This is a genomic window from Streptomyces fuscichromogenes (assembly GCF_014645815.1).
Lineage (GTDB): Bacteria > Actinomycetota > Actinomycetes > Streptomycetales > Streptomycetaceae > Streptomyces > Streptomyces fuscichromogenes.
The window spans coordinates 773,353-793,696 of sequence record NZ_BMML01000002.1; the positions used below are offsets into that span (position 1 = coordinate 773,353).

Annotated in this window: 18 protein-coding genes; 5 read left to right on the forward strand and 13 right to left on the reverse strand. The window is 70.4% G+C overall.

The window, feature by feature from the left end:
• Nucleotides 1-84: 84 nt before the first annotated feature.
• From IEZ11_RS07055 to IEZ11_RS07090, 8 genes are all read right to left on the reverse strand, one after another.
• Entirely contained in the window at nt 85-1,767 is a 1,683-nt protein-coding gene (locus tag IEZ11_RS07055; RefSeq protein WP_189261697.1) for a pyridoxal phosphate-dependent aminotransferase, read from the reverse strand.
• A gap of 196 nt (nt 1,768-1,963) precedes the next feature.
• Nucleotides 1,964-3,118 carry an aldose epimerase family protein gene (locus IEZ11_RS07060; protein ID WP_189261698.1) on the reverse strand — a complete coding sequence of 385 codons (1,155 nt, stop codon included), beginning with the start codon at nt 3,116-3,118 and terminating at the stop codon, nt 1,964-1,966.
• A 53-nt stretch (nt 3,119-3,171) separates the two neighbouring features.
• Nucleotides 3,172-4,416 (reverse strand): multiple monosaccharide ABC transporter permease, encoded by a 1,245-nt coding sequence (gene mmsB / locus IEZ11_RS07065; protein WP_189261699.1) that lies wholly within the window; start codon nt 4,414-4,416, stop codon nt 3,172-3,174.
• The gene (mmsA, locus tag IEZ11_RS07070; protein ID WP_189261700.1) at nt 4,413-5,963 is read right to left on the reverse strand and encodes a multiple monosaccharide ABC transporter ATP-binding protein; all 1,551 of its coding nucleotides are present in this window, start codon (nt 5,961-5,963) and stop codon (nt 4,413-4,415) included. Before mmsA ends, mmsB begins: the two co-directional genes overlap by 4 nt.
• Nucleotides 5,964-5,995: 32 nt before the next feature.
• Nucleotides 5,996-7,105, reverse strand: a complete 1,110-nt coding sequence (gene chvE, locus IEZ11_RS07075) for a multiple monosaccharide ABC transporter substrate-binding protein (RefSeq protein WP_189261701.1) — start codon at nt 7,103-7,105, stop codon at nt 5,996-5,998.
• A gap of 121 nt (nt 7,106-7,226) precedes the next feature.
• On the reverse strand, nt 7,227-8,204 hold the full coding sequence (locus tag IEZ11_RS07080; protein WP_189261702.1) for a hypothetical protein: 978 nt from the start codon (nt 8,202-8,204) through the stop codon (nt 7,227-7,229).
• Nucleotides 8,205-8,317: 113 nt separating this feature from the next.
• A complete protein-coding gene (locus IEZ11_RS07085; RefSeq protein WP_189261703.1) occupies nt 8,318-9,325 on the reverse strand; it encodes a zinc-dependent alcohol dehydrogenase in 1,008 nt (335 codons plus the stop codon).
• Nucleotides 9,322-10,479, reverse strand: coding sequence for a mandelate racemase/muconate lactonizing enzyme family protein (locus tag IEZ11_RS07090; RefSeq protein WP_189261704.1), 1,158 nt, complete (start codon nt 10,477-10,479; stop codon nt 9,322-9,324). The genes IEZ11_RS07085 and IEZ11_RS07090 overlap by 4 nt, the downstream gene beginning before the upstream one ends.
• Before the next feature lie 201 nt (nt 10,480-10,680).
• On the opposite strand from IEZ11_RS07090, the gene IEZ11_RS07095 reads away from it, so the two are divergent.
• Together IEZ11_RS07095 and IEZ11_RS07100 are read left to right on the forward strand one after the other, a co-directional pair.
• On the forward strand, nt 10,681-11,502 hold the full coding sequence (locus tag IEZ11_RS07095; protein WP_189261705.1) for an SCO2400 family protein: 822 nt from the start codon (nt 10,681-10,683) through the stop codon (nt 11,500-11,502).
• 194 nt (nt 11,503-11,696) lie between these two features.
• A complete protein-coding gene (locus IEZ11_RS07100; protein ID WP_189261706.1) occupies nt 11,697-12,170 on the forward strand; it encodes a carboxymuconolactone decarboxylase family protein in 474 nt (157 codons plus the stop codon).
• Nucleotides 12,171-12,217: 47 nt separating this feature from the next.
• On the opposite strand, the gene IEZ11_RS07105 is transcribed toward IEZ11_RS07100, so the two are convergent.
• Complete coding sequence (locus IEZ11_RS07105; protein ID WP_189261707.1) at nt 12,218-12,667, reverse strand: MarR family winged helix-turn-helix transcriptional regulator; 450 nt, start codon at nt 12,665-12,667, stop codon at nt 12,218-12,220.
• Nucleotides 12,668-12,757: 90 nt separating this feature from the next.
• On the opposite strand from IEZ11_RS07105, the gene IEZ11_RS07110 reads away from it, so the two are divergent.
• Entirely contained in the window at nt 12,758-13,756 is a 999-nt protein-coding gene (locus tag IEZ11_RS07110; protein WP_189261708.1) for an NADP-dependent oxidoreductase, read from the forward strand.
• 171 nt (nt 13,757-13,927) lie between these two features.
• Here IEZ11_RS07110 and IEZ11_RS07115 read toward each other — a convergent pair whose 3' ends face one another.
• Nucleotides 13,928-15,088, reverse strand: coding sequence for a serine hydrolase domain-containing protein (locus IEZ11_RS07115; protein WP_189261709.1), 1,161 nt, complete (start codon nt 15,086-15,088; stop codon nt 13,928-13,930).
• 183 nt (nt 15,089-15,271) lie between these two features.
• On the opposite strand from IEZ11_RS07115, the gene IEZ11_RS07120 reads away from it, so the two are divergent.
• Nucleotides 15,272-16,063 carry an EI24 domain-containing protein gene (locus IEZ11_RS07120; protein ID WP_189261710.1) on the forward strand — a complete coding sequence of 264 codons (792 nt, stop codon included), beginning with the start codon at nt 15,272-15,274 and terminating at the stop codon, nt 16,061-16,063.
• On the opposite strand, the gene IEZ11_RS07125 is transcribed toward IEZ11_RS07120, so the two are convergent.
• The 3 genes from IEZ11_RS07125 to IEZ11_RS07135 form a co-directional block, all read right to left on the reverse strand.
• Entirely contained in the window at nt 16,053-17,294 is a 1,242-nt protein-coding gene (locus tag IEZ11_RS07125) for a pyroglutamyl-peptidase I (protein ID WP_189261711.1), read from the reverse strand. The genes IEZ11_RS07120 and IEZ11_RS07125 overlap by 11 nt on opposite strands.
• Before the next feature lie 252 nt (nt 17,295-17,546).
• Nucleotides 17,547-18,518 (reverse strand): aldose epimerase family protein, encoded by a 972-nt coding sequence (locus tag IEZ11_RS07130; protein ID WP_189261712.1) that lies wholly within the window; start codon nt 18,516-18,518, stop codon nt 17,547-17,549.
• Nucleotides 18,519-18,553: 35 nt separating this feature from the next.
• The gene (locus tag IEZ11_RS07135; RefSeq protein WP_189261713.1) at nt 18,554-19,453 is read right to left on the reverse strand and encodes an SGNH/GDSL hydrolase family protein; all 900 of its coding nucleotides are present in this window, start codon (nt 19,451-19,453) and stop codon (nt 18,554-18,556) included.
• Between the two features lie 250 nt (nt 19,454-19,703).
• Here IEZ11_RS07135 and IEZ11_RS07140 point away from each other — a divergent pair, with 250 nt between their 5' ends.
• Nucleotides 19,704-20,198, forward strand: a complete 495-nt coding sequence (locus IEZ11_RS07140; RefSeq protein ID WP_093503479.1) for a DUF3145 domain-containing protein — start codon at nt 19,704-19,706, stop codon at nt 20,196-20,198.
• The last annotated feature ends 146 nt before the right edge of the window (nt 20,199-20,344 follow it).

The window sequence follows — 20,344 nt, forward strand, 5'->3', positions numbered from 1 at the left end:
AGCGCCCCGAAAGGGGCGCGGGGGACTGCGCGACCAGCCACGACGGTGCCGCACCCGGCCGCGTACGCCGCACCCCTGCGGGAACTAGCCGGCCTGGCCCATTCCCGCCGCGTTGGGCCAGCTCTGCGCGTTCGGCCAGCCGGTGGCCGGGGCCGGGGCCAGGTTCGGTGCCGGCGGCGCGGGTGCCGTCATCCCCCGTACCTGCGCGGCCGTCAGTCCACCCCGGGCCGGTACCCCGGGCGGCGTGGGCCCGGCCGGCGCGGGAGCCGGGACCGGGGTCGGCATCTGCATCTGCATGGGCATCTGAGCCATGGCCGGCGCCTGCATGGGGGCCGGGGCCTGCGGCATCTGCGTCACCGGGGCCATCTGAGCCACCGGCGCCATCTGCGCCATCATCGGCTGCTGCTGAGGCTGCTGCATCTGCATGGCTGCCGCCGGCATCGGCATCCCGGCACCGCCCTGCTGCGCGGCGACGGGGAGCGGCATGCCGACGCCGGCGGCGGGAGCGGCGGCGAGTCCCGGAGCGGACATCGCGCCGACGGCCTGCGCGAGCTGCATGCCCGCCCCGTTGGTCTCGCTCACCAGCCGGTCCACCGCCGCCGTACCCGAGCTGTAGCTGGTCCCGGTGCTCAGCTCGGGTACGGCGGCTCCCCTCCTGGTCCCGTAGAGGACTTGCTCCATGGCGGACACCAGGCGACGCACGTCCACCTCGGGGCGCACCACGAGACGCAGGAAGCGGCTGGAGGATCCGATCTTGTTGCCGCACTCGCGGACCAGGATCCGGTGCTCGGTGAGCATCCGGTCCCGCACCACGGTGCCCTCGGCGCCGACGGGAAGGCGCACGAAGAGGAAGTTGCCCTGCGAGGGGTAGACCGTCAGGCCGGGCAGCAGGGACAGCTGGCTGGCCATCTCCAGACGGTCACGGCGCACCTGGAGCAGGCTCTGCGCGTACTCGGTGCCGTGCTCCTTGAGCATGAAGACGACGTACTCGGCGAAGGCGTTGAGGTTCCACTTCGGGAGCATCGAACGGACCTTGCCGGCCAGCGAGGGGTTGGCGACCATGTAGCCGAAGCGGATGCCGTGCAGGCCGAAGTTCTTGCCGAGGCTGCGCAGCACGATGACGTTCGGCCGCAGCATGGCCTCCTGCACGACGCTGGGCTCGGCCTCGGCGTCGGCGAACTCCAGGAACGACTCGTCGATGACGATCAGGTCCAGGTCGGCCATGGCGTCCATGAACTGCACCAGCTGCTGCTTGTGCAGGAACCCGCCGTCGGGGTTGTTGGGGTTGCAGATGACGGCGACCTTGGTGCCCCGCTTGCGGATGAAGTCGGCGTACTGCGCGAGGTCCAGGGCGAAGCCGTTGGACTCCTGGAGCGGGAACATGTCGACGCGCTTGCCGGTCTCCATCGGCTGGTCGGTCCAGCGGCCGAAGGTGGGGACGGGGATGGCGAGGGACTCGCGGACCAGCAGGTGGTCGATCCAGGTGATCAGCTCGGTGGACCCGTTGCCCATGGCCACGGCCTGCGGGGGGAGCTGGAGGAGCTGGCACAGCTCGGCGGTGATGGTGTCGGCGCTGCTCGGGTAGAAGGTGACGATGTCCTTCAGCCGGGCGGCCATCGTTTCCATCATGGCCGGGGTGGGGAAGTACGGGTTGCAGGGTATGCAGAAGTCGACCGGGCCGGTTCCGTCGCCCCCCTCGCGGGTCAGCGCCGCCATCGACGGGCTGTGGGCACCGCTGCGGAACAACGAGGTGACGCTGCCGGCCATTGAACCTCCGTATGAGGCGGGCCCGATGGGGACGTTCGGGCCCGTCGTTCTGGGCGGCCCGCGCGGGGGAGCACGGGCCGCCATCCAGTACGGATACGGGGGCGGCGCCGTTCAATCGGTGTGAAAAAATTGTGAGTTTACGTTTCGCCCCCAACGTGGGCGCGACCGGCCCCTTACCGGCCGCGCCCACGTCGTCTCAGGCGTCGAACGTGTGAACCGTCCGCGTCCTGTAGACCTGCCCCGGCCGGAGCACCGTCGACGGGAAGTTGCTGTGGTTCGGCGAGTCGGGGAAGTGCTGGGTCTCCAGGCACAGCGCGTCGCCCTGCCGGTACGTCCGCCCGCCCGTGCCCGTCAGCGTCCCGTCCAGGAAGTTGCCGGAGTAGAACTGGAGCCCCGGCTGGTCGCTGGCGATCTTCAGGGTGCGGCCGGAGCGCGGGTCGCGCAGCGTGGCCACGTGCTCGGGCTTCGCGGTGATGCCCTTGTCCAGCACCCAGTTGTGGTCGAAGCCCTTGGCCTGCACCTGCTGCACGTGCCCGGCCCGGATGTCCCGGCCGATCGTCTTCGTCTCACGGAAGTCGAACGGGGTGCCGCGGACGGTGGCCAGCTCACCGGTGGGGATCAGGCCGGAGTCCGTCGGCGTGTACCGCCCCGCCGGGATGGTCAGCTCGTGGTCCTCGATCGTCCCGCTGCCCTCGCCGGCCAGGTTCCAGTAGACGTGGCTGGTGAGGTTGACGACCGTGGCCTTGTCGGTGGTGGCCTGGTAGTCGATGATCCACTCGCCGCGCTTGGTGAGCGTGTACGTCACCTTCGCCTTGAGGGTGCCCGGGTAGCCCATCTCGCCGTCGACGCTGGTGTAGTGCAGGACGAGGCCGACGTCGGAGCCCTTGACGAACGGCTCGACGTCCCAGACGTGCTTGTCGAAGCCCTGGGTGCCGCCGTGCAGGCTGTTCACACCGTCGTTGACGGAGAGCTGGTAGCTCTTGCCGTCGAGGGTGAACTGGCCCTTGGCGATGCGGTTGCCGTAGCGGCCGATCAGGGCGCCGAAGTACGGGGTCTTGGCGACGTAGTCGTCGATGTTGTCGAAGCCCAGGGCGACGTTGGCGTAGTGGCCCCGGCGGTCCGGGAGTTCCAGGGTCTGGACGACACCGCCCCAGTTGAGGACCTTCAGCCGGGTGCCGCCGTTCTCCAGCGACCAGCGGTAGATCTTGGTGCCGTCGGCGAGCTTCCCGAAGGGCTCCTTCACCGGCTTCCTGCCTCCCGAGGCGGCCTCGGCGGTCCCTGTGCCGAGGGTGGTGGCGGCGATACCGGCGGCTGCCGCGCCTGCGATGACCGTGCGTCTGTTCAGTTCCATGTGCGGCTCCTGCAAATAGGAGGGGCCCCGCCTTCCGGCGGGGCCCGCGCTGACTACGAACCGGACTTGCGCTTGTTCCACACGTCGAATCCGACCGCCACCAGCAGGGCGAGGCCCTTGATGACCTGCTGCCAGTCGGTGCCGACGCTGAGGAGGTTCATGCCGTTGTTCAGCACGCCGAGGACGAGGCCGCCGATGATGGCACCGAGGATGGTGCCGACACCGCCGCTCATGGAGGCGCCGCCGATGAACGAGGAGGCGATCGCCTCCAGTTCGAAGCCGTCGCCCGCCTTCGGCGAGGCCGCGTTCAGCCGGGCCGCTACCACCAGACCGGCCAGGGCCGCGAGCACGCCCATGTTGAGGAAGACGTAGAAGGTGACCTTCTTGTCCTTGACGCCGGACAGCTTGGCCGCCGGCAGGTTGCCGCCGATCGCGTAGATGTGCCGGCCGAAGACCGCGTTGCGCATCACGTAGCCGTAGCCGACGACCAGCGCGCCCAGCACGATCAGGACGATCGGGGCACCCTTGTAGCTGGCCAGCAGCAGCGTGAGGACGAGGATCGCGGCGCCCAGCGCGACCAGCTTCACCAGGAAGAGCCGGGTGGGCAGCACGTCCAGGGAGAACTCCTGCTGGCGGCGGCGGTCGCGGAACTCCTGCCAGACCACGGCGGCGATCAGCACGATGCCCAGCAGCAGCGTGATGTTGTGGTAGTTGGTGTGCGGGCCCACCTCGGGCAGGAAGCCGTTGCCCAGGTTCTGCAGGCCGTTCGGGAACGGACCGATGGTCTGGCCCTGGAGCAGGATCTCGGTGAGCCCGCGGAAGAGCAGCATCCCGGCGAGGGTGACGATGAACGACGGTATGCCGAGATAGGCGATGAACACGCCCTGCACCGCGCCGGCCACCGCCCCCATGGCCAGGCACAGGAGCAGCGCCACCGGCCACGGCACCCCGTGGTTGACCGTCAGGACGGCCGCGAAGGCGCCCACGAACGCGGTCAGCGAGCCGACCGACAGGTCGATGTGCCCGGCGATGATCACCATCATCATGCCGATGGCGAGGATCAGGATGTAGCTGTTCTGCAGGACCAGGTTGGAGACGTTGCGCGGCAGCAGCAGGTCCCCGTCGGTCCACACCGCGAACAGGGCGACGATCAGACCGAGCGCGATCAGCATGCCGTACTGGCGCATGTTGCGGCGCAGTCCGTCGAGCACCAGCCGGATCAGGCTCCCGCCGGCGGCCGATCCGCTCTTGCCCGGCGGCGCGGGCGCCGGGCTCTTGGCGGTGACATCCGTGCTCATCGCGATACCTCTTTGTCCTTCGTCATATGGCGCATCAGCACTTCCTGCGTGGCCTCGGCCCTGGGCACCTCACCGGTCAGGCGGCCCGCGGCCATGGTGTAGATGCGGTCGCACATGCCGAGCAGTTCGGGCAGCTCGGAGGAGATGAAGACGACCGCCTTGCCCTGGGCGGCGAGCTGGTCGATGACCGTGTAGATCTCGTACTTGGCGCCCACGTCGATCCCGCGGGTCGGCTCGTCCAGGATCAGCACGTCCGGACCCGCGAAGATCCACTTGCTGAGGACGACCTTCTGCTGGTTGCCGCCCGACAGCTTGCCCACCGGCTCGAAGACCGTCGGCGCCTTGATGTTCATGGACGTGCGGTAGCCCTCGGAGACCTGCCGCTCCTCGTGCTCGTCCACGATCCCGCGCCGGGCGACCTTCTCCAGCGCGGTCAGCGAGATGTTGCGGTTGATGGTGTCGATCAGGTTGAGGCCGTAGTGCTTGCGGTCCTCGGTGACGTACGCGATGCCGTGCCCGACCGCCTCCGCGACCGACTTGGTACGGATCTCGGTGCCGTCCTTGAGGACCGTGCCGCCGGCGTAGCGGCCGTAGGTCCGCCCGAAGACGCTCATCGCGAGTTCGGTGCGGCCGGCGCCCATCAGGCCCGCGATGCCGACGATCTCGCCGCGCCTCACGTGGATCGACACGTCGTCGACGACCTTGCGCTCCTGGTCGATCGGGTGCCGCACGGTCCAGTCGCGGATCTCCAGGGCCGGCGCCGCGTCCTTCTCGCCCTCGTAGGCGGTCCGCTCCGGGAAGCGGTGGTCCAGGTCGCGGCCCACCATGCCCGCGATGATCCGCTCCTCCGTCGTCTCCTTCGACTTCACGTCGAGGGTCTCGATGGAGTGCCCGTCCCGGATGATCGTCACCGAGTCGGCGACCCGGCGGATCTCGTTGAGCTTGTGCGAGATGATGATCGAGGTGATGCCCTGGTTCTTCAACTCCAGGATCAGGTCCAGGAGTTTGCCGCTGTCCTCGTCGTTCAGGGCGGCGGTCGGCTCATCCAGGATGAGCAGCTTCACCTTCTTCGACAGCGCCTTCGCGATCTCCACCAACTGCTGCTTGCCCACGCCGATGTCGGTGACGCGGGTCTCCGGATGGTCGTCCAGACCCACCCGGCGCAGCAGTTGGGTGGCGTGCCGCAGGGTCTCCCGCCAGTCGATGAACCCGCCCTTGGCGTGTTCGTTGCCGAGGAAGATGTTCTCCGCCAGCGAGAGATACGGCGACAGCGCCAGCTCCTGGTGGATGATGACGATGCCGCGCTGCTCGCTGGCGCGGATGTCACCGAACGCGCAGGGCTCCCCCTCGAAGAGGATCTCACCCTGGTAACTGCCGTGCGGATGGACGCCGGAGAGGACCTTCATCAGGGTCGACTTGCCGGCGCCGTTCTCCCCGCAGATGGCGTGGACCTCGCCCTGGCGGACGGTCAGTGTGACGTCCGACAGCGCCTTGACGCCGGGAAAGGTCTTGACGATCGAGCGCATTTCCAGGACGGGTCCCGCCATGGTCGTGCCTTCCAATCAGTAGGGAGTGGCGGTTACTTGAGCTCGGCGTCGGTGTAGTAACCGCCCTTGACCAGGACGTCCTCGTAGTTGGTCTTGTCGACGCTCACCGGCTGCAGCAGGTACGCGGGGACGACCTTGGAGCCGTTGTCGTACGTCGTGGTGTCGTTCGTCTGCGGCTTCTTCTTGTTCAGGACGTCGTCGATCATGGTCGAGGCGACCTTGGCGAGCTGCCGGGTGTCCTTGTAGACGGTCTGCGTCTGCTCGCCCGCGATGATCGACTTCACCGAGGCCAGCTCGGCGTCCTGACCGGTGATGACCGGCAGCGGCTGGCTGCTGGAGCCGTAGCCGTCCGACTTCAGCGCGGCGATGATGCCGATCGAGATGCCGTCGTACGGCGAGAGCACCGCGTCGACCTTGGCTGACTTGTAGGAGGAGGTGAGGATGTCCTCCATCCGGGACTGCGCGGTCGCACCGTCCCAGCGCAGCGTGGTGACCTTGTTCAGCGCGGTCTGACCGGACTTGACCACCAGCTCCTTCTTGTCGATGTACGGCTGGAGCACGCTCATCGCACCGTTGAAGAAGTACTTGGTGTTGTTGTCGTCGTTCGAGCCGGCGAACAGCTCGATGTTGAACGGGCCCTTCTTGCCGGCGTCGAGGCCCAGCTTGTGCACGATGTACGTGCCCTGCTCGACACCGACCTTGGTGTTGTCGAAGGACGCGTAGTAGTCGACGTTCTTGGTGCCGAGGATCAGCCGGTCGTAGGCGATGACCGGGATGTTGGCGTCCGCGGCCTCCTGGAGCACGTTGTTCAGGGACTTGTTGTCGATGGCCGCGATGATCAGGCCCTTGACGCCCTGCGTGATCAGGTTCTCGATCTGCGAGACCTGGGTGTCCGGGTCGTCCTCGCCGTAGACCAGCTTGGTCTTGTAGCCCTTGGCCGTCAGGTTCTTGACGACGTTGTTGCCGTCGTTGATCCAGCGCTCGGACGACTTGGTCGGCATGGCGATGCCGATGGTGCCGCCCTTGGCGCTGCCACTCTCGGTCTTGCTGCCACCGTCGCTGCTCTGCCCGCAGGCGGACAGCGTGAGGGCGAGCGAGGCGGCCCCGGCTATGAGGGTAAGGGCGCTTCTACGAGTGCGCATGTGATCGGTCCCTGTTCTTCTCGTCGTTGAGATGTTTCAAGCAAGGTCGGTCGAGGCGCCCCTTCAGGGGCGCGGGGAACTGCGCGATCTGCCGCGGCGGACCCGCAGTCACCCACGTTCATCAGGCGGAACCCTCGGTGGGGAAGCGGTTGAGCGCCCCCGGCAGCCGCGAGCCCAGCGGCGCCATGTCCCCGTCCGCCCCGTGCCGGGCGAGCAGGTCCAGCGCCAGCCGTCCACGCCGCACCCGCTCCCGCGCGGTGTCCAGGGTCACGTCCCGCAGATGGGTGCCCCACGGGTAGATGCCGGGCGCCCTGGAGAGGCCGAACTTCAGGTAGATCGGGGCGCCGCGCCGGATCAGTTCGGCGACCTCGTACATCCGGATGTAGCCGCCGAGGTCGTCGGGGGCCTCGATGTACATGTCCATGGGGGCGCCGGACACCCGGCGGATCTCGGTGAGGTGATCGAGCGTCAGGTCGCTGGGGACGTTGACCGAGTCGGCGCCGAGGTGCTCGAAGACCGAGTACGAGGCCGGGTTGACCGGCCCGATCAGCGCGGACACCTTCAGCGTGGTGTCCGCCGGGATGATCCCGGCCTGCCGGGCCCGGTGCAGCGTCCACAGCACGCCCTCGTCGGCGACGAGCAGGCACTTGACGCCCAGCTCCGTCGCCCGGACCGCGTCCTCGACGCAGCCCGCGACCGCGTCGTGGCCCCGGGCGCGCAGCCCGGCGCCCCGCGAGTCGGACCGCACCGAGCCGCCGATGTCCCAGGTGCCGCGCGGACCGGTGAACAGGCAGAGCTCGATGTCCCGTTCGTTCGTCGCCTCGACCATCTCGGTGATCTCGGCGTCGGTGAGCATCCACACGCCGCTGCCCTGGCTGATCCGGTGGATCGGCACGTCCAGCCGGGAGGACTCCTTGAGAACGACGGCCAGCGCCTCGGGCCCCTCGCAGGAGGGGACTTCGGTGCGCCACTTGCCGCCGCCGGGGAAGCTGTGGGCGGAGGCGTCGGCGGGGTCGAGGGCGGGCGCGCCCAGGCCGAGCGCGGTGAGTGCCTGCTCACCGGGTCGGCGGGCCGCCGTGACGGAAGCGTCGGTGGTCACAAGCTGTCCTTCGTGTTCGGTATTTCGGACAAGGTTCGCGGCTCGGGGCAGAGAAAGGACTTGGTGGTACGCCGGCCACGGCGAGGTCAGGGCACGCCGCGGCCGGCGTACGACTAGGGGCGGAGCAGCACCTTGCCCACCTTCGGATCACCGGCCCCCACCAGCTCGATGGCCTGGGGGAACTCGGTCAGCGGCAGCTCGTGCGTGACCAGCGGGAGCGGGTCGAGGAGACCGGCCCCGAAGACGCGGACCGTGTGCGACCAGGCGTCCGGCGGTGCCCCGAAGACGGTGTGCACCTCCAGTTGCCGTACGACCAGGTCGGTCGGGTCCAGTCCCTCGGCGCCGGCGGCCGGGATACCGGTCAGGACCAGGCGTCCGCCGCGCCTGAGCAGGGAGGCGGCGGTGCGCGCGGCGGACGCGGACCCGGCGGTCTCGATCACGACGTCGAAATCGTCGGGCAGTTCCTGGTCCCTGGTGCGGAAGTCGCTGGCACCGAACTGCCGGGAGAGCGCCTCCCGGTCGTTGCGCGTGCCGACGACCAGCAGTTCACCCGGCGAGATCGCCTTCAGGAACTGCACGGCGAACATGCCGAGCGTCCCGGTGCCGACCACCGCGACCCGCTCGCCCGGCTGCGCGTTGCCCTTCAGCGCGGCCGCCGCGATACAGGCGGCGGGCTCCAGGAGCGCGGCCGCCGTGAGGTCGGCGTCGTCCGGCAGGGCGTGCAGCAGGCGGGCCGGGAGGGTGAGGGTGGTGGCCATGGCGCCCGGCTGGGTGAAGCCGGTCTCCTCGTAGCCGTCGGTGCACAGGGTGGTCTCGCCGGCGTGGCAGCGGTCGCACACCTGGCAGTTCCGGAAGCCCTCGCCGACGACCTTGCGGCCGACGAGCGAGACGGGCACCCCGGGGCCCACCGCGGACACGGTCCCCGACCACTCGTGGCCGGGTGTCAGCGGGTACCGCACATACCCCTCGGGCCGGTTCCCCTGGTACACCTCACGGTCGCTTCCGCAAATCCCGACCGCGTGCACGGCGACCAGCGCCTCGCCGGGGCCGGGCTCGCGGGGCGTGTGCGCCTCGACCCGGTGCACGCCCGGCGCCTCGACGACGACCTGGGACGCGCTCACTTCGTGCCCTTCGGCTTGCGCTGCTCCCAGCCCTCGGCCCACAGGTCGAACCGGGCCTGCTGCTGCGGGAACTCGGCGGCCGCGTCGGCGTCGAACTCGACCCCGAGCCCCGGCGCGTCCGAGAGGTGGAAGTACCCGTCCACGACCTCCGGCGCGCCCTTGACCACCTTCTTGATCTCGGCGTCGGCGAAGTCGTTGAAGTGCTCCAGGATCTTGAAGTTCGGGGAGGTGAACCCGACCTGGAGGGAGGCGGCGGTGAGCACCGAGCCGCCGACGTTGTGCGGGGCGACCAGGACGTAGTGGGTCTCGGCGGTGGCGGCGAGCTTGCGGGTCTCCCAGATGCCGCCGATGTGGCCGACGTCCGGCTGGATGATGTCCACGGCCTGGCTCTCGAAGAGCTCGCGGAACTCGATGCGGTCGTGGATGCGCTCGCCGGTGGCGACCGGGATGTCCACCTTGGCGGCGACCTTCTCCAGCGCCTTCAGGTTCTCCGGCGGGCAGGGCTCCTCCAGCCAGGCCGGCTTGAAGGGCGCCAGCTCGCGCACCAGACGTACCGCGGTCGAGGGCGAGAAGCGGCCGTGCATCTCCAGCATCAGCTCGGCGTCCGGCCCGATGGCGTCCCGCACGGCCTCGATGAGGGACACGGCGTACAGGGTCTGCTCGTGGTCCAGCTCGAAGTGCCCGGTGCCGAACGGGTCGATCTTCAGCGCCTTGTACCCGCGCTCCATGACCTGCTGGGCGGCCTTGTGATAGGCCTCCGGGGTCCGCTCGGTGGTGTACCAGCCGTTGGCGTACGCCTTGACCTTGTCGGTGACCTTCCCGCCGAGCAGCTGCCACACCGGCACGCCCAGCGCCTTGCCCTTGATGTCCCAGCAGGCCATCTCGATGACGGCGATGCCGGACATGACGATCTCACCCGCACGGCCGTAGTCGCCGTACTTCATCCGGCGTACGAGGTCTTCCACGGCGAACGGGTCCGAACCGAGAATGTGGTTGGTCTCGGCCTCCCGGAGGTAGCCGATCAGCGCGTCGGTGTGACCGAGCATCCGGGTCTCGCCGACTCCGGTGATCCCTTCGTCGGTGTGCACCTGGACGTAGGTCAGGTTGCGCCACGGCGTCCCGACCACGTGTGTGCTGATTCCGGTGATGCGCACGGCGGTTGCCCTTCAGCTGTTCGAGATTTCGTCACACGTTCGAAATGCTGGCGTGACAGTAAGGACGGGGCGGCGGAGGTGTCAATGGGTCGAACAGGTAACGGTTTCGGCAAGGCTTGCGATAGGTTTTTCGGTCCCCCACAGAACCTTCACAGAGGCGGCTGGTTATGTGACCCGTGGGGAACCTAGTCTTCCCGCGTCATGGACTTCTGCTACCCGTGCCGACGGCACCTCAACGGCGCCCTCGCCTGCCCGGGGTGCGGCACACCGGTCGAAACGCTACGCGCGTCCGCCCCGGGACAGGTTGCGCCGGATGCGGCGACGTACGCGGAGCCGGAGTCCGGCGCCGACGGGTACGGCGGTGCGGGCGACGACGGTGACGAGAGCGCCGGGGACGACGGGGACGACGAGGCACCGGCAGGCGGCCGGGCCGATCGGCGGCGGGCGGCGCGCGGGCGCGGCGACCGGAGCCGGGGGCGCGCCGCCGAGGGCCCCGCCGAGGATCCCGAGGAGCCGTCCGGCCCCGACGGAAGCCGTCGCGACCGCAAGGCCGCGGCCCATCGCCGGCGGCGCCGCAGGGTCCTGCTGGTGACCGCGGCGTGCGTGCTGGCGGCGGGCGGCCTGAGCCTCGCCGAACTCGGCACGGACGCCATACCGTTCACGACCCCGGACGCGGCCGCGGGCGGCAGCACGGCCGACGGCGGTACGTCGACGGCCTCGCCGGGCACCACCGCCCAGCCCCCGGACACCGCGTCCGGCGCGGCGGGCTCCGCCGCGGCCGACCCCTCCGCGTCACCGTCCCCGTCCTCCTCGAAGGACAGGGCGTCCGACTCGCCGTCGGCGTCCCCGAAGAACCCGTCGGCCCAGTCGGCGACGACGGGCTCGGGCGTGGTGACGGCCCCGGCGACCACCTCGGCGGCCACCTCGCCCTCGACCCCGGCGGCGGACCCGACGACCTCGGACCCGACCCCGGATCCCTCGCCGAGCCAGACGTGCAACCGGTTCTTGTGGTGGTGCACGTAGACGGGGCCCCTTGAACGCGCCCCGCAGGGGCGCGGGGCTGTGTCGATGTGCGGCTCCGCCGCGTGGGCGCGACCAGCCCCCACCGGCCCGCACCCGAACCACCGCCAAAGCAAATCCAGCAAACCTGTCACATTCGACGCGCCCGCTCCGTCACAGGTGTGCAACCCACTGGGAGACACCACAGGGAGCACACCATGGAAGCCCGTCTGAACCTCTTCGCCAGCCCCCTCACGAACAAGCTCGTCAAGCACTTCGTCGCCGCGGGCGCGGTCACCGCGGAGGCGGGGGTGTCCCCGGCCACCCTGGAGCTCGTGAAGATCCGCGCCAGCCAGATCAACGGCTGCGGCTACTGCCTCGACATGCACACCAAGGACGCGGCCGCCGCCGGCGAGACCCAGCAGCGCCTCCACCTGGTCGCCGCCTGGCGCGAGGCCACCGTGTTCACCGAGGCCGAGCGCGCGGCCCTGGACCTGGCCGAGCAGGGCAGCCGGATCGCCGACGCGGCGGGCGGTGTGCCGGACGAGGTCTGGGAGAACGCGGCCAAGCACTACGACGACGACCAGCTGATCGCGATCGTGGCGACCATCGCCGTCATCAACGCCTTCAACCGGCTGAACGTCATCTTCCAGGTCCAGGCCGGCGACTACCGGCCCGGCCGGTTCGCGTAACTCTCCGGAAGGGGGCCGGCGCCGTCACGGGCCGGCCCTCTCGGCGTTCACGCCGTCAGCATCCGCCGCAGCAGATCCCGCAGCGACAGCCGCTCCTCGTCCGACAGTCCGGCCAGCGGCTCGCGCGCGAAGCGCAGCCCGTCGCGCAGGTCGCGGGCGACCCGGCGGCCCTCGTCCGTCGCCGCGGCCAGCTTCACCCGGCGGTCCGCCGGGTCGGGCCGCCGCTCCACGAGGCCGCGCGCCTCCAGCCGGTCCACTATCCCCGTCACGTTGGACGGCTCGCACTTCAGCTTCTGCGCCAGCTTGCGCATCGGCAGCGGCTCCAGCGACAGCAGGCTGAGCAGCCGCGCCTGCGCCCCGGTGAGGGCGTGCTCGCCGGCCGCCTCCTCGTAGTCCGCGTAGAAACGGGCCACGACGTCCCCGATGAGCTCGACGACGTCAAGGGTCAGGGCGTCGGGGCGGCGGGGCTTCGCTGGGCTGGACTGTGGGGTGGACATGAACTCCAGGATACCCCGTTACTTGACATCCTGAAATATTCAGGAGCATGGTTGTTTCAGGTACTGAAGTATTTCGGAAAGGCGCATGTCATGATCAACCGCGAGTGGCACCTCCAGAGCCGTCCCGTCGGCTGGCCGAAGCCCGAGGACTTCGCCCTGGTCGAGGCGGAGGTCCGCACGCCGGGCGAGGGGCAGGTGCTGGTACGGAACAAGTACCTCTCCGTCGACCCGTACATGCGCGGCCGGATGAGTACCGCGAAGTCGTACATCCCCCCCTTCGAGCTGGGCAAGGTCATGCAGGGCGGCGCGGTCGGCGAGGTCGTCGAGTCGAACGCCGAGGGCATCGCGGTCGGCGACCACGTCCTGCACTTCCTCGGCTGGCGCGAGTACGCGGTCGTGGACGCGAAGAACGCCGTCAAGGTCGACGCGGCGGCCGCGCCCCTGTCGACGTACCTCGGCGTGCTCGGCATGACCGGCCTCACCGCCTACGCGGGCCTGCTGCGCACCGCCTCCTTCAAGGAGGGCGACGCGGTCTTCGTCTCCGGCGCGGCCGGCGCGGTCGGCAGCCAGGTCGGCCAGATCGCGAAGCTCAAGGGCGCCTCGCGGGTGATCGGCTCGGCCGGCTCCGACGACAAGGTCAAGCTGCTGGTCGAGGAGTACGGCTTCGACGCGGCCTTCAACTACAAGAACGGCTCGGTCGCCCAGCAGCTGCGCGAGGCCGCCCCGGACGGCATCGACGTCTACTTCGACAACGTCGGCGGCGACCACCTGGAGGCCGCCATCGGCCAGCTGAACCGGGACGGCCGGATCGCGGTCTGCGGCATGATCTCCGCCTACAACAGCACCGAGCCGGTCCCCGGCCCGAAGAACCTCGCCCGCCTCATCCAGACCCGCGGCCGGATCGAGGGCTTCCTGGTCGGCGACCACTACGACCTCCAGCCGCAGTTCGTCGCCGAGGTCGGCCCCTGGGTGGCTTCCGGACAGCTGAAGTACGGCGAGACGGTCGTCGAGGGCATCGAGAACAACGTGGAGGCGTTCCTAGGGGTCCTGCGCGGGGACAACACCGGCAAGATGGTCGTCAAGCTCTGACGCGCTGACGCCGCCGCGTGACGCCGGTCCGGTCGGCTCGTTGCGCTCTGCGGAGGCCGCACCCTTGGACGTGGGGTGCGGCCTCTCGTGTGCCGGGTGCCGGATCAGTGCCGGGTGCGGGTGCTTCGTGGCTGGTCGCTCAGTTCCCCGCGCCCCTTGGGTGGGTGGCGCTCAGCGCGTTTCGCGTGCCGCCTCGTGGACGGCCCTCGCCAGGCGGTCGTTCTCCGGTGCGGCCCCGCCGGGAAACGCGAACCTTCGGCGCGTGTAGCCGTAGGCGACCCCGCTCCTCGGGTCCGCGAACGCCTGGGAGCCCGCCGCTCCGCTGTGGCCGATCGTGCCCGCCCCCAGGAACGGGTGCCAGACGTCCGCCGTCGCCTGGAAGCCCAGGCCGTACGACCTGTGGGTCCGGGCCACCAGGTCGTACCCCACCGAGTGGAACTGGCCGAACTCCGCGACCGTGTCCTCCTTCAGCAGCGGGGCCTCGCCGTCGATCTCGCTGAGCAGGGCCGCGTACATCCCGGCCAGGCCGCGCGCCGACGCCACCCCGCCGAAGGACGCCGGTCCCTTGGCGCGGACCAGCCGGTCGTTGGGGAGGGCCGTCAGGTCCGTGGGTTCGGCCGCGTGCTCGTTGAAGGCGATCCCGGCCAGGGTCTGCGGTCCGGACGGCAGGGAGCCGAGCAGGGTCTGCTGCTCGGGGGTCGGCCGCATCGGCAGGGTGGTGCGGAAACGCGGCTCGTGGGCGGTCGGCAGGCCCAGGAAGAAGTCGAGGCCGTACGGTGCCCGGACCCGCTCCTCGTACACGTCCTGGAGGGTACGGCCGGTCGCGCGCCGTACCACCTCACCGGTGAGCGCGCCGATGACGAGCGCGTGGTAGCCGAAGGCCGTGCCGGGGCGCCAGAACGGCCGCTGGTCGGCCAGACGTTCCGCCATCGCCCGGTCGTCGGCCAGCTCCTGCGAGCTGAACCCGGTGTCGGTGCCGACCAGGCCCGCCCGGTGCGCGACCAGCTCCCGCAGGGTCAGCGTCCCCTTGCCCTCGGCGCCGAACTCCGGCCAGTAGTAGGTGACCTTGCGGTCCAGCTCCAGTGTGCCGTCCTGCACCAGCATCGCCACGACCAGATGCGCCGCCCCCTTGGTGGACGAGAACACGCCGTACAGGGAGTCCCCGCCGGCCCCCTCGCCGGCCCACAGGTCGACGACCCGCCGGCCGTGGACGTACGCGCACAACTGCCCCTCGTAGTCGGCCGGTTCGCCGGCGACGAAGGTGGCGAACTCCTCGCGCACCGCTTCGAAGCCCTCCGCGACCGTGCCCTGGACGGTGATCTCCTGCGTCATCCGTTCTCCTCAACCGAGCCGCGCAAGCAGCTCCCACTGTGAACAACGCCCTACCCACCTGGGCGAACTGTCTGCCGGTTCCTGAGATCGGTACGGCGAGACGTACCCGTTCGACTCAACAGCGCCACAGGGGGCGTCCCCGACGCCACTGCGCCCGGCGCGCGCCCCGGTAAAGTTTTCGCCATGCGTGATCTCGGGGCGGGTTTCGGATATCTCCTCAAGGGCCAGCGGTGGGTCGGCCGGCACGGCAAGCAGTTCGGTTTCGGTCTGCTGCCCGGCCTGATCACCCTCGTCCTCTACACGGGGGCCCTGCTCGCCCTCGCGATATGGGGGGAGGACTTCGTCGGCTGGGCCACCCCGTTCGCCGACGACTGGTCCAGCCCCTGGCTCGGCCTCTTCCGGGGCTTCCTCACCGCCGTGCTGTTCGCCCTCGGCCTCCTGCTGGCCGTTCTCACCTTCACCGCGGTGACGCTGCTGATCGGCCAGCCGTTCTACGAGAACCTCTCCGAGAAGGTCGACGCGGACGTCTCGCCCGACGGCACCGCGCCCGAGTCCGGGCTGCCGTTCTGGCGCGAGCTGTGGATCTCGGCCCGGGACAGCCTGCGCGTCCTGGTCCGGGCCTGCCTCTGGGGCCTGCTGCTCTTCGCCCTAGGCTTCCTGCCCCTCGTCGGGCAGACCGCCGTACCCGTCGTCGGCTTCTTCGTGACCGGCTTCTTCCTCACCGAGGAACTCGCCGCCGTCGCCCTCCAGCGCCGGGGCGTCGACCTGCGCGCCCGGCTCGCCCTGCTGCGCTCCCGCAAGACCCTGGTGTGGGGTTTCGGGACCCCGCTGGGCCTGGCCTTCCTGGTGCCGTTCGTCGCGGTGTTCCTGATGCCGGGCGCGGTCGCGGGCGCCACCCTCCTCGCCCGCGACCTGCTGGGCGAGGAGACGGCGGCCGAGGACGCGCAGGACGCGGACCAGCCGGTCACCTCCTGAAGCTCGCGTCCGCCGCCACGGTCACGATCGCCCGCACCTGGTCGATGATGTCCACCCGGTTGCGCACGAACTCCGGGTCGGTCACCTCCGTGGTGTTCCCGGCGCCGAACTGCAGCACCGGCGTGTGCACATGCCCGCCCGGCAGCGTGTCGTGCAGTCCGAGGCGGTCGCGCAGCAGGGTGGCCCGGTAGGCGATCTCGTTGGAGAGGTAGTTCCCGCCGCCTCCGGCCCGCGCCGTCGACCCGGCGGTGGGCCCGTCCGCCCGTACGACGGGGTCGGTCCCTCCCGCGGGTATCTCGGTCACCTCGGTGTGGTCGTACACCGGGAAGCGCCCCGTGCCCGCCGCCACGATCGCGGCGTACGGCAGGGTCGTGGTCGTCCACTGCGGCTGCGAGGCCGGGTCGCCGACCGGGACGGTCCCGGTGCTGCCCAGGTTCTCGTTGTCGGGGTAGCCGCCCCGCCACGCCCCGTTCGTCCGCTCCACGTCGAACCGCCCGACCCGCCCCTGGCTCACGGTCGTGAACAGGTCCACCTTCGGCAGGTACGGCCGCAGCGTCCGCTCCACCATCCCCGCCGCGAAGTCGTCCCAGCGCACCGGGAACACGGCCGTCTCGACCCGCGCGGGCCCCTCGGAGGTCTCGATCACCGTGCCGTCCAGGGCCAGCGCGCTCGCCCCGGACGGGTTGGAGATCCGGATGTCCCGGTCCAGCGTGAACGGGTCGAACCCGGTGACGAGTATCCGCCGGACGCCCTTGCCGGGATACCGGATGTCGGTCTGCCCGCGCGAGGTCCGCTCCAGCACGTCCAGCAGGGCCGCCCGCTGCCGGTCACTGACCCCGAACCCCGGGCCCCAGGTGCGCACTTCCCGGGTCATCCCGAGCCGGGCCCAGTACAGCGGCCGGTCGTCGTCCCGGCTCAGATCCCCCCGGGCGGGCCCGCGCCCCTGCGCCCGGTCCACGGCCCGCCGCCACAACGCGGTGCCCTCCCGTACGACGATCCGCCGGGCCTGCGGGTAGGAGCGGGCGTTCTCCAGCGCCCGTACGAACGCCGGCGTCACGTCGTCGAACCCGGACCGCCGGAGTATCTCCTGCGGCACCGCCTGGTCGAGTCGCTGTTCCTCGACGGTGGGGGAGGGGACGGGGGCGGTCGCGGCCTGTGCCGGGCCGGGGGCCAGTGCCCCGGCCAGCAGCACGATTCCCAGGACGCCGATCCGAACACGTAGGGAACTCAAGGGAGTTGGCCTTCCGTCGCAGTGGGGTGCGTGGTGCCGGACGGCCGCAGTATCGCCTGTCGGAAGTGGTCTGTGCCATGGTGCTCGTGGGGCGTGGGCGTTTGTGAAGGGTTCGTACGAGATCGCGGTGGAGCGCTCCCGCACCGGCCGCGGCCGTATGGCCACGGCTAAGGTCGGTGCCGGGACGAGTCCCCTTCGAGCAGCCCCGGTCCGGGACCTGACCCCTGGGCCGGGGCTTGCGGACGCCCGCGGTCAGCGCACCCCGAAGCCGTACACCGTCTCCGAGCGGTACACCGCGCCCGGATCCAGCCGGGTGCGGGGGAACTCCGGGCGGTTGGGGGAGTCCGGGAAGTGCTGGGTCTCCAGGGCGACGCCGTCGCCGGGGGCGAACGGGCCGGTCAGGTGCTCGGCGGTGTAGAGCTGGATGCCGGGTTCGGTGGTGGCCACGGTGAGGGTGCGGCCGGACGCCGGGTCGTGCAGCTCGGCGATCTCGACCGGGGCCGCCGTCACCCCCTTGTCGAGGACGAGGTTGTGGTCGTAGCCGGAGCCGACCTTGCGGGCCGTACGGAAGTCGAAGCGGGAGCCGTCGACGTCCTCCAGGACCCCGGTCGGGATCAGGTCACCGTCGACGGGGGTGTAGCGCGAGGCGGCGATCCGCAGTTCCTGGCCGACCGCGTTCCCGGAGCCGGCCAGGTTGAAGTAGCTGTGGTTGGTGAGGTTCACGACGGTCGGCGCGTCGGTGACCGCCTCGTAGGAGATGTGCAGCGCGCCCGCCTGGTCCAGTACGTAGGTCGCGGTGACCGTCAGCCGCCCCGGGAACCCCTCCTCCCCGTGCGGACTCACCCGGGACAGCCGCACCCCGTGCTCGACGGCCGTCACCTCCCACACCCGCTTGTCGAAACCGTGGGCGCCGCCGTGCAGGGAGTTGGGCGCGTTGTTCGGCTCCAGGGCGTAGGTCACGCCGTCCAGCGGGAAGCGGGCCCCGGCGATCCGGTTGGCGTACCGGCCGACCAGGGCGCCGAAGTACGGCCCCGGGTTCTCCAGGTAGCCGTCCAGGCCGGCGAACCCCAGGACCACGTCCGCCGTCCGCCCGGTCCGGTCCGGGACCTCGACCGACTGCACGATCCCGCCGTACGACAGCACCCGCACCCGGGTCCCCGCGCGCTCCAGCGTCCAGCGGTGCACCTCGGTGCCGTCGGAAAGTGTGCCGAAAAGTTCGCTCATGGGGAAACCCTAAGCCAAGGGTCTAGTCCACGGATCTAGTCCACCGGGTCCTTCGCGGTGATGGTCCGGTAGGCGATCGCCGCGAGTTTCGACTGGCCGTCGGTGCTCGGATGGAACCAGTCCCAGCGACTGAGCTGACCGGTCCCGAAGCGGTACGCGTACACCGCCCCGCCGTCGAAACGGCACCGCCGGTCCTTGGCACAGACCTCCGCCAGCACCTTGTTGTACTCCTCGACCCGCTGCTGCACCTTGTCCCGGCGCAGGGTCGCCACGCTGGTCAGATCGTCCGCGTCGGCCAGCATCGAGGGGCAGATGCCCAGCTTCCAGATCTGCTTGCCCAGCGGGTTGGTCCGCCCCTCGGACCACAGCCGCTTCAGATTCGGCACGCTGGACACGTACACCTGGGTCTTCGGCAGCGCCTTGCGCAGGGTGCCCAGCGCGTCCTCGAACTGGGCGCGGAAGTCCGCCACCGAGGTCATCGCCCGCACCGACGTACGACAGGCGTCGTTGGCCCCCGCCATCACCGTCACCAACTGCGGCCTGTGCACCACCGCTTCGGCCATCTGGTCCGACAGGTCGGCCATCCGGGCGCCGGTCACCGCGTAGTTCCAGCTGTGGTCGGCCGCCCCCGCCCGCCCCAGCAGCCGTACCGCCAGACTGTCCACCTGGTCGCTGGTGCCGGTCGCCCAGGACACCTCCGGGCAGTCCGACAGCACCGTGCAGGCGTCGAAGCCACGCGTGACGGAGTCGCCGACGGCCGCGATGGACGCCGGGCTGCGGTCCCACACCTGCACGGCCCGGGAGGCCCGGGTCTTCTCGCTGCCGGTCGTGCCGGAGGAGCCGCCCAGGACGTCGCATCCGGCCACCCCCAGCGCGGCGGTGACGGCGACGGTGCCCACCAGGGCACGCGAACGCCGGCGTCGCTGCTTGCGCATACCCCGTCGGTCCTCTCCTCGGCCGGTTCGTCCCCCTTCATAACAACGCGCGGGAGTTCCCGCCCCGCGCCTGCAACGGACGACCCCCGTACAAGCGTCCCCCTGGGTGAATGGCGGGGGTTCCTGGCTGTGGGACGGACGGTACGTCACACTCCTTGCTCCGCCGCACGGTAGCCTCGCCATCAACGCGGCCGTCGTGCCACTGCCGCCAGCCAGCCAGCAAGATGTCCCGCTCTGCCCGGAGGTTCCGGTGACGACACGTGGAGTTCTGTACGTGCACTCCGCGCCGCGCGCGCTGTGCCCGCACGTCGAGTGGGCCGTCGCCGGGGTGCTCGGCACGCGCGTCAACCTCGACTGGATCCGCCAGCCGGCCGCCCCCGGCACCTGGCGCTCCGAGTTCTCCTGGCAGGGCGAGGTCGGCACGGCCTCCAAACTGGCGTCCGCGCTGCGCGGCTGGCACCTGCTCCGCTTCGAGGTCACGGCCGAGCCCTGCGCGAAGGCCGAGGGCGAGCGCTACAGCTGCACCCCCGACCTCGGCATCTTCCACGCGGTCACCGGGATCCACGGGGACATCCTGATCCCGGAGGACCGCCTGCGGGCCGCCCTGACCCGCTCACAGCGCGGCGAGACGGCCCTGGAGGCCGAGATCGCCAAGCTGCTGGGCAAGCCGTGGGACGACGAACTGGAGCCGTTCCGCTACGCGGGCGAGGGCGCCCCGGTGAGGTGGCTCCACCAGGTGGTCTGACGCCGGATGCCGACTGCGGCGCCGTCGTGGTTGCTCGCGCAGTTCCCCGCGCCCCTTACGGGGCGCTCTGCGGCGCCCTTTCTTTTAGAGGTCATCTCATTTGGCGATACCGGTAGCCTGGCTGTGTGTTGATGGTCGAGCGTCTG

Excerpts from the sequence above, each read along its gene's own strand:
- IEZ11_RS07100 (WP_189261706.1), top strand. The coding sequence starts at position 11,697 with ATGGAAGCCCGTCTGAACCTCTTCGCCAGCCCCCTCACGAACAAGCTC.
- IEZ11_RS07120 (WP_189261710.1), top strand. The coding sequence starts at position 15,272 with ATGCGTGATCTCGGGGCGGGTTTCGGATATCTCCTCAAGGGCCAGCGG.
- IEZ11_RS07105 (WP_189261707.1), bottom strand. The coding sequence starts at position 12,667 with ATGTCCACCCCACAGTCCAGCCCAGCGAAGCCCCGCCGCCCCGACGCC.
- IEZ11_RS07130 (WP_189261712.1), bottom strand. The coding sequence starts at position 18,518 with ATGAGCGAACTTTTCGGCACACTTTCCGACGGCACCGAGGTGCACCGC.
- mmsB (WP_189261699.1), bottom strand. The coding sequence starts at position 4,416 with ATGAGCACGGATGTCACCGCCAAGAGCCCGGCGCCCGCGCCGCCGGGC.
- IEZ11_RS07115 (WP_189261709.1), bottom strand. The coding sequence starts at position 15,088 with ATGACGCAGGAGATCACCGTCCAGGGCACGGTCGCGGAGGGCTTCGAA.
- IEZ11_RS07135 (WP_189261713.1), bottom strand. The coding sequence starts at position 19,453 with ATGCGCAAGCAGCGACGCCGGCGTTCGCGTGCCCTGGTGGGCACCGTC.
- chvE (WP_189261701.1), bottom strand. The coding sequence starts at position 7,105 with ATGCGCACTCGTAGAAGCGCCCTTACCCTCATAGCCGGGGCCGCCTCG.
- IEZ11_RS07095 (WP_189261705.1), top strand. The coding sequence starts at position 10,681 with ATGGACTTCTGCTACCCGTGCCGACGGCACCTCAACGGCGCCCTCGCC.
- IEZ11_RS07110 (WP_189261708.1), top strand. The coding sequence starts at position 12,758 with ATGATCAACCGCGAGTGGCACCTCCAGAGCCGTCCCGTCGGCTGGCCG.
- IEZ11_RS07060 (WP_189261698.1), bottom strand. The coding sequence starts at position 3,118 with ATGGAACTGAACAGACGCACGGTCATCGCAGGCGCGGCAGCCGCCGGT.
- IEZ11_RS07055 (WP_189261697.1), bottom strand. The coding sequence starts at position 1,767 with ATGGCCGGCAGCGTCACCTCGTTGTTCCGCAGCGGTGCCCACAGCCCG.
- mmsA (WP_189261700.1), bottom strand. The coding sequence starts at position 5,963 with ATGGCGGGACCCGTCCTGGAAATGCGCTCGATCGTCAAGACCTTTCCC.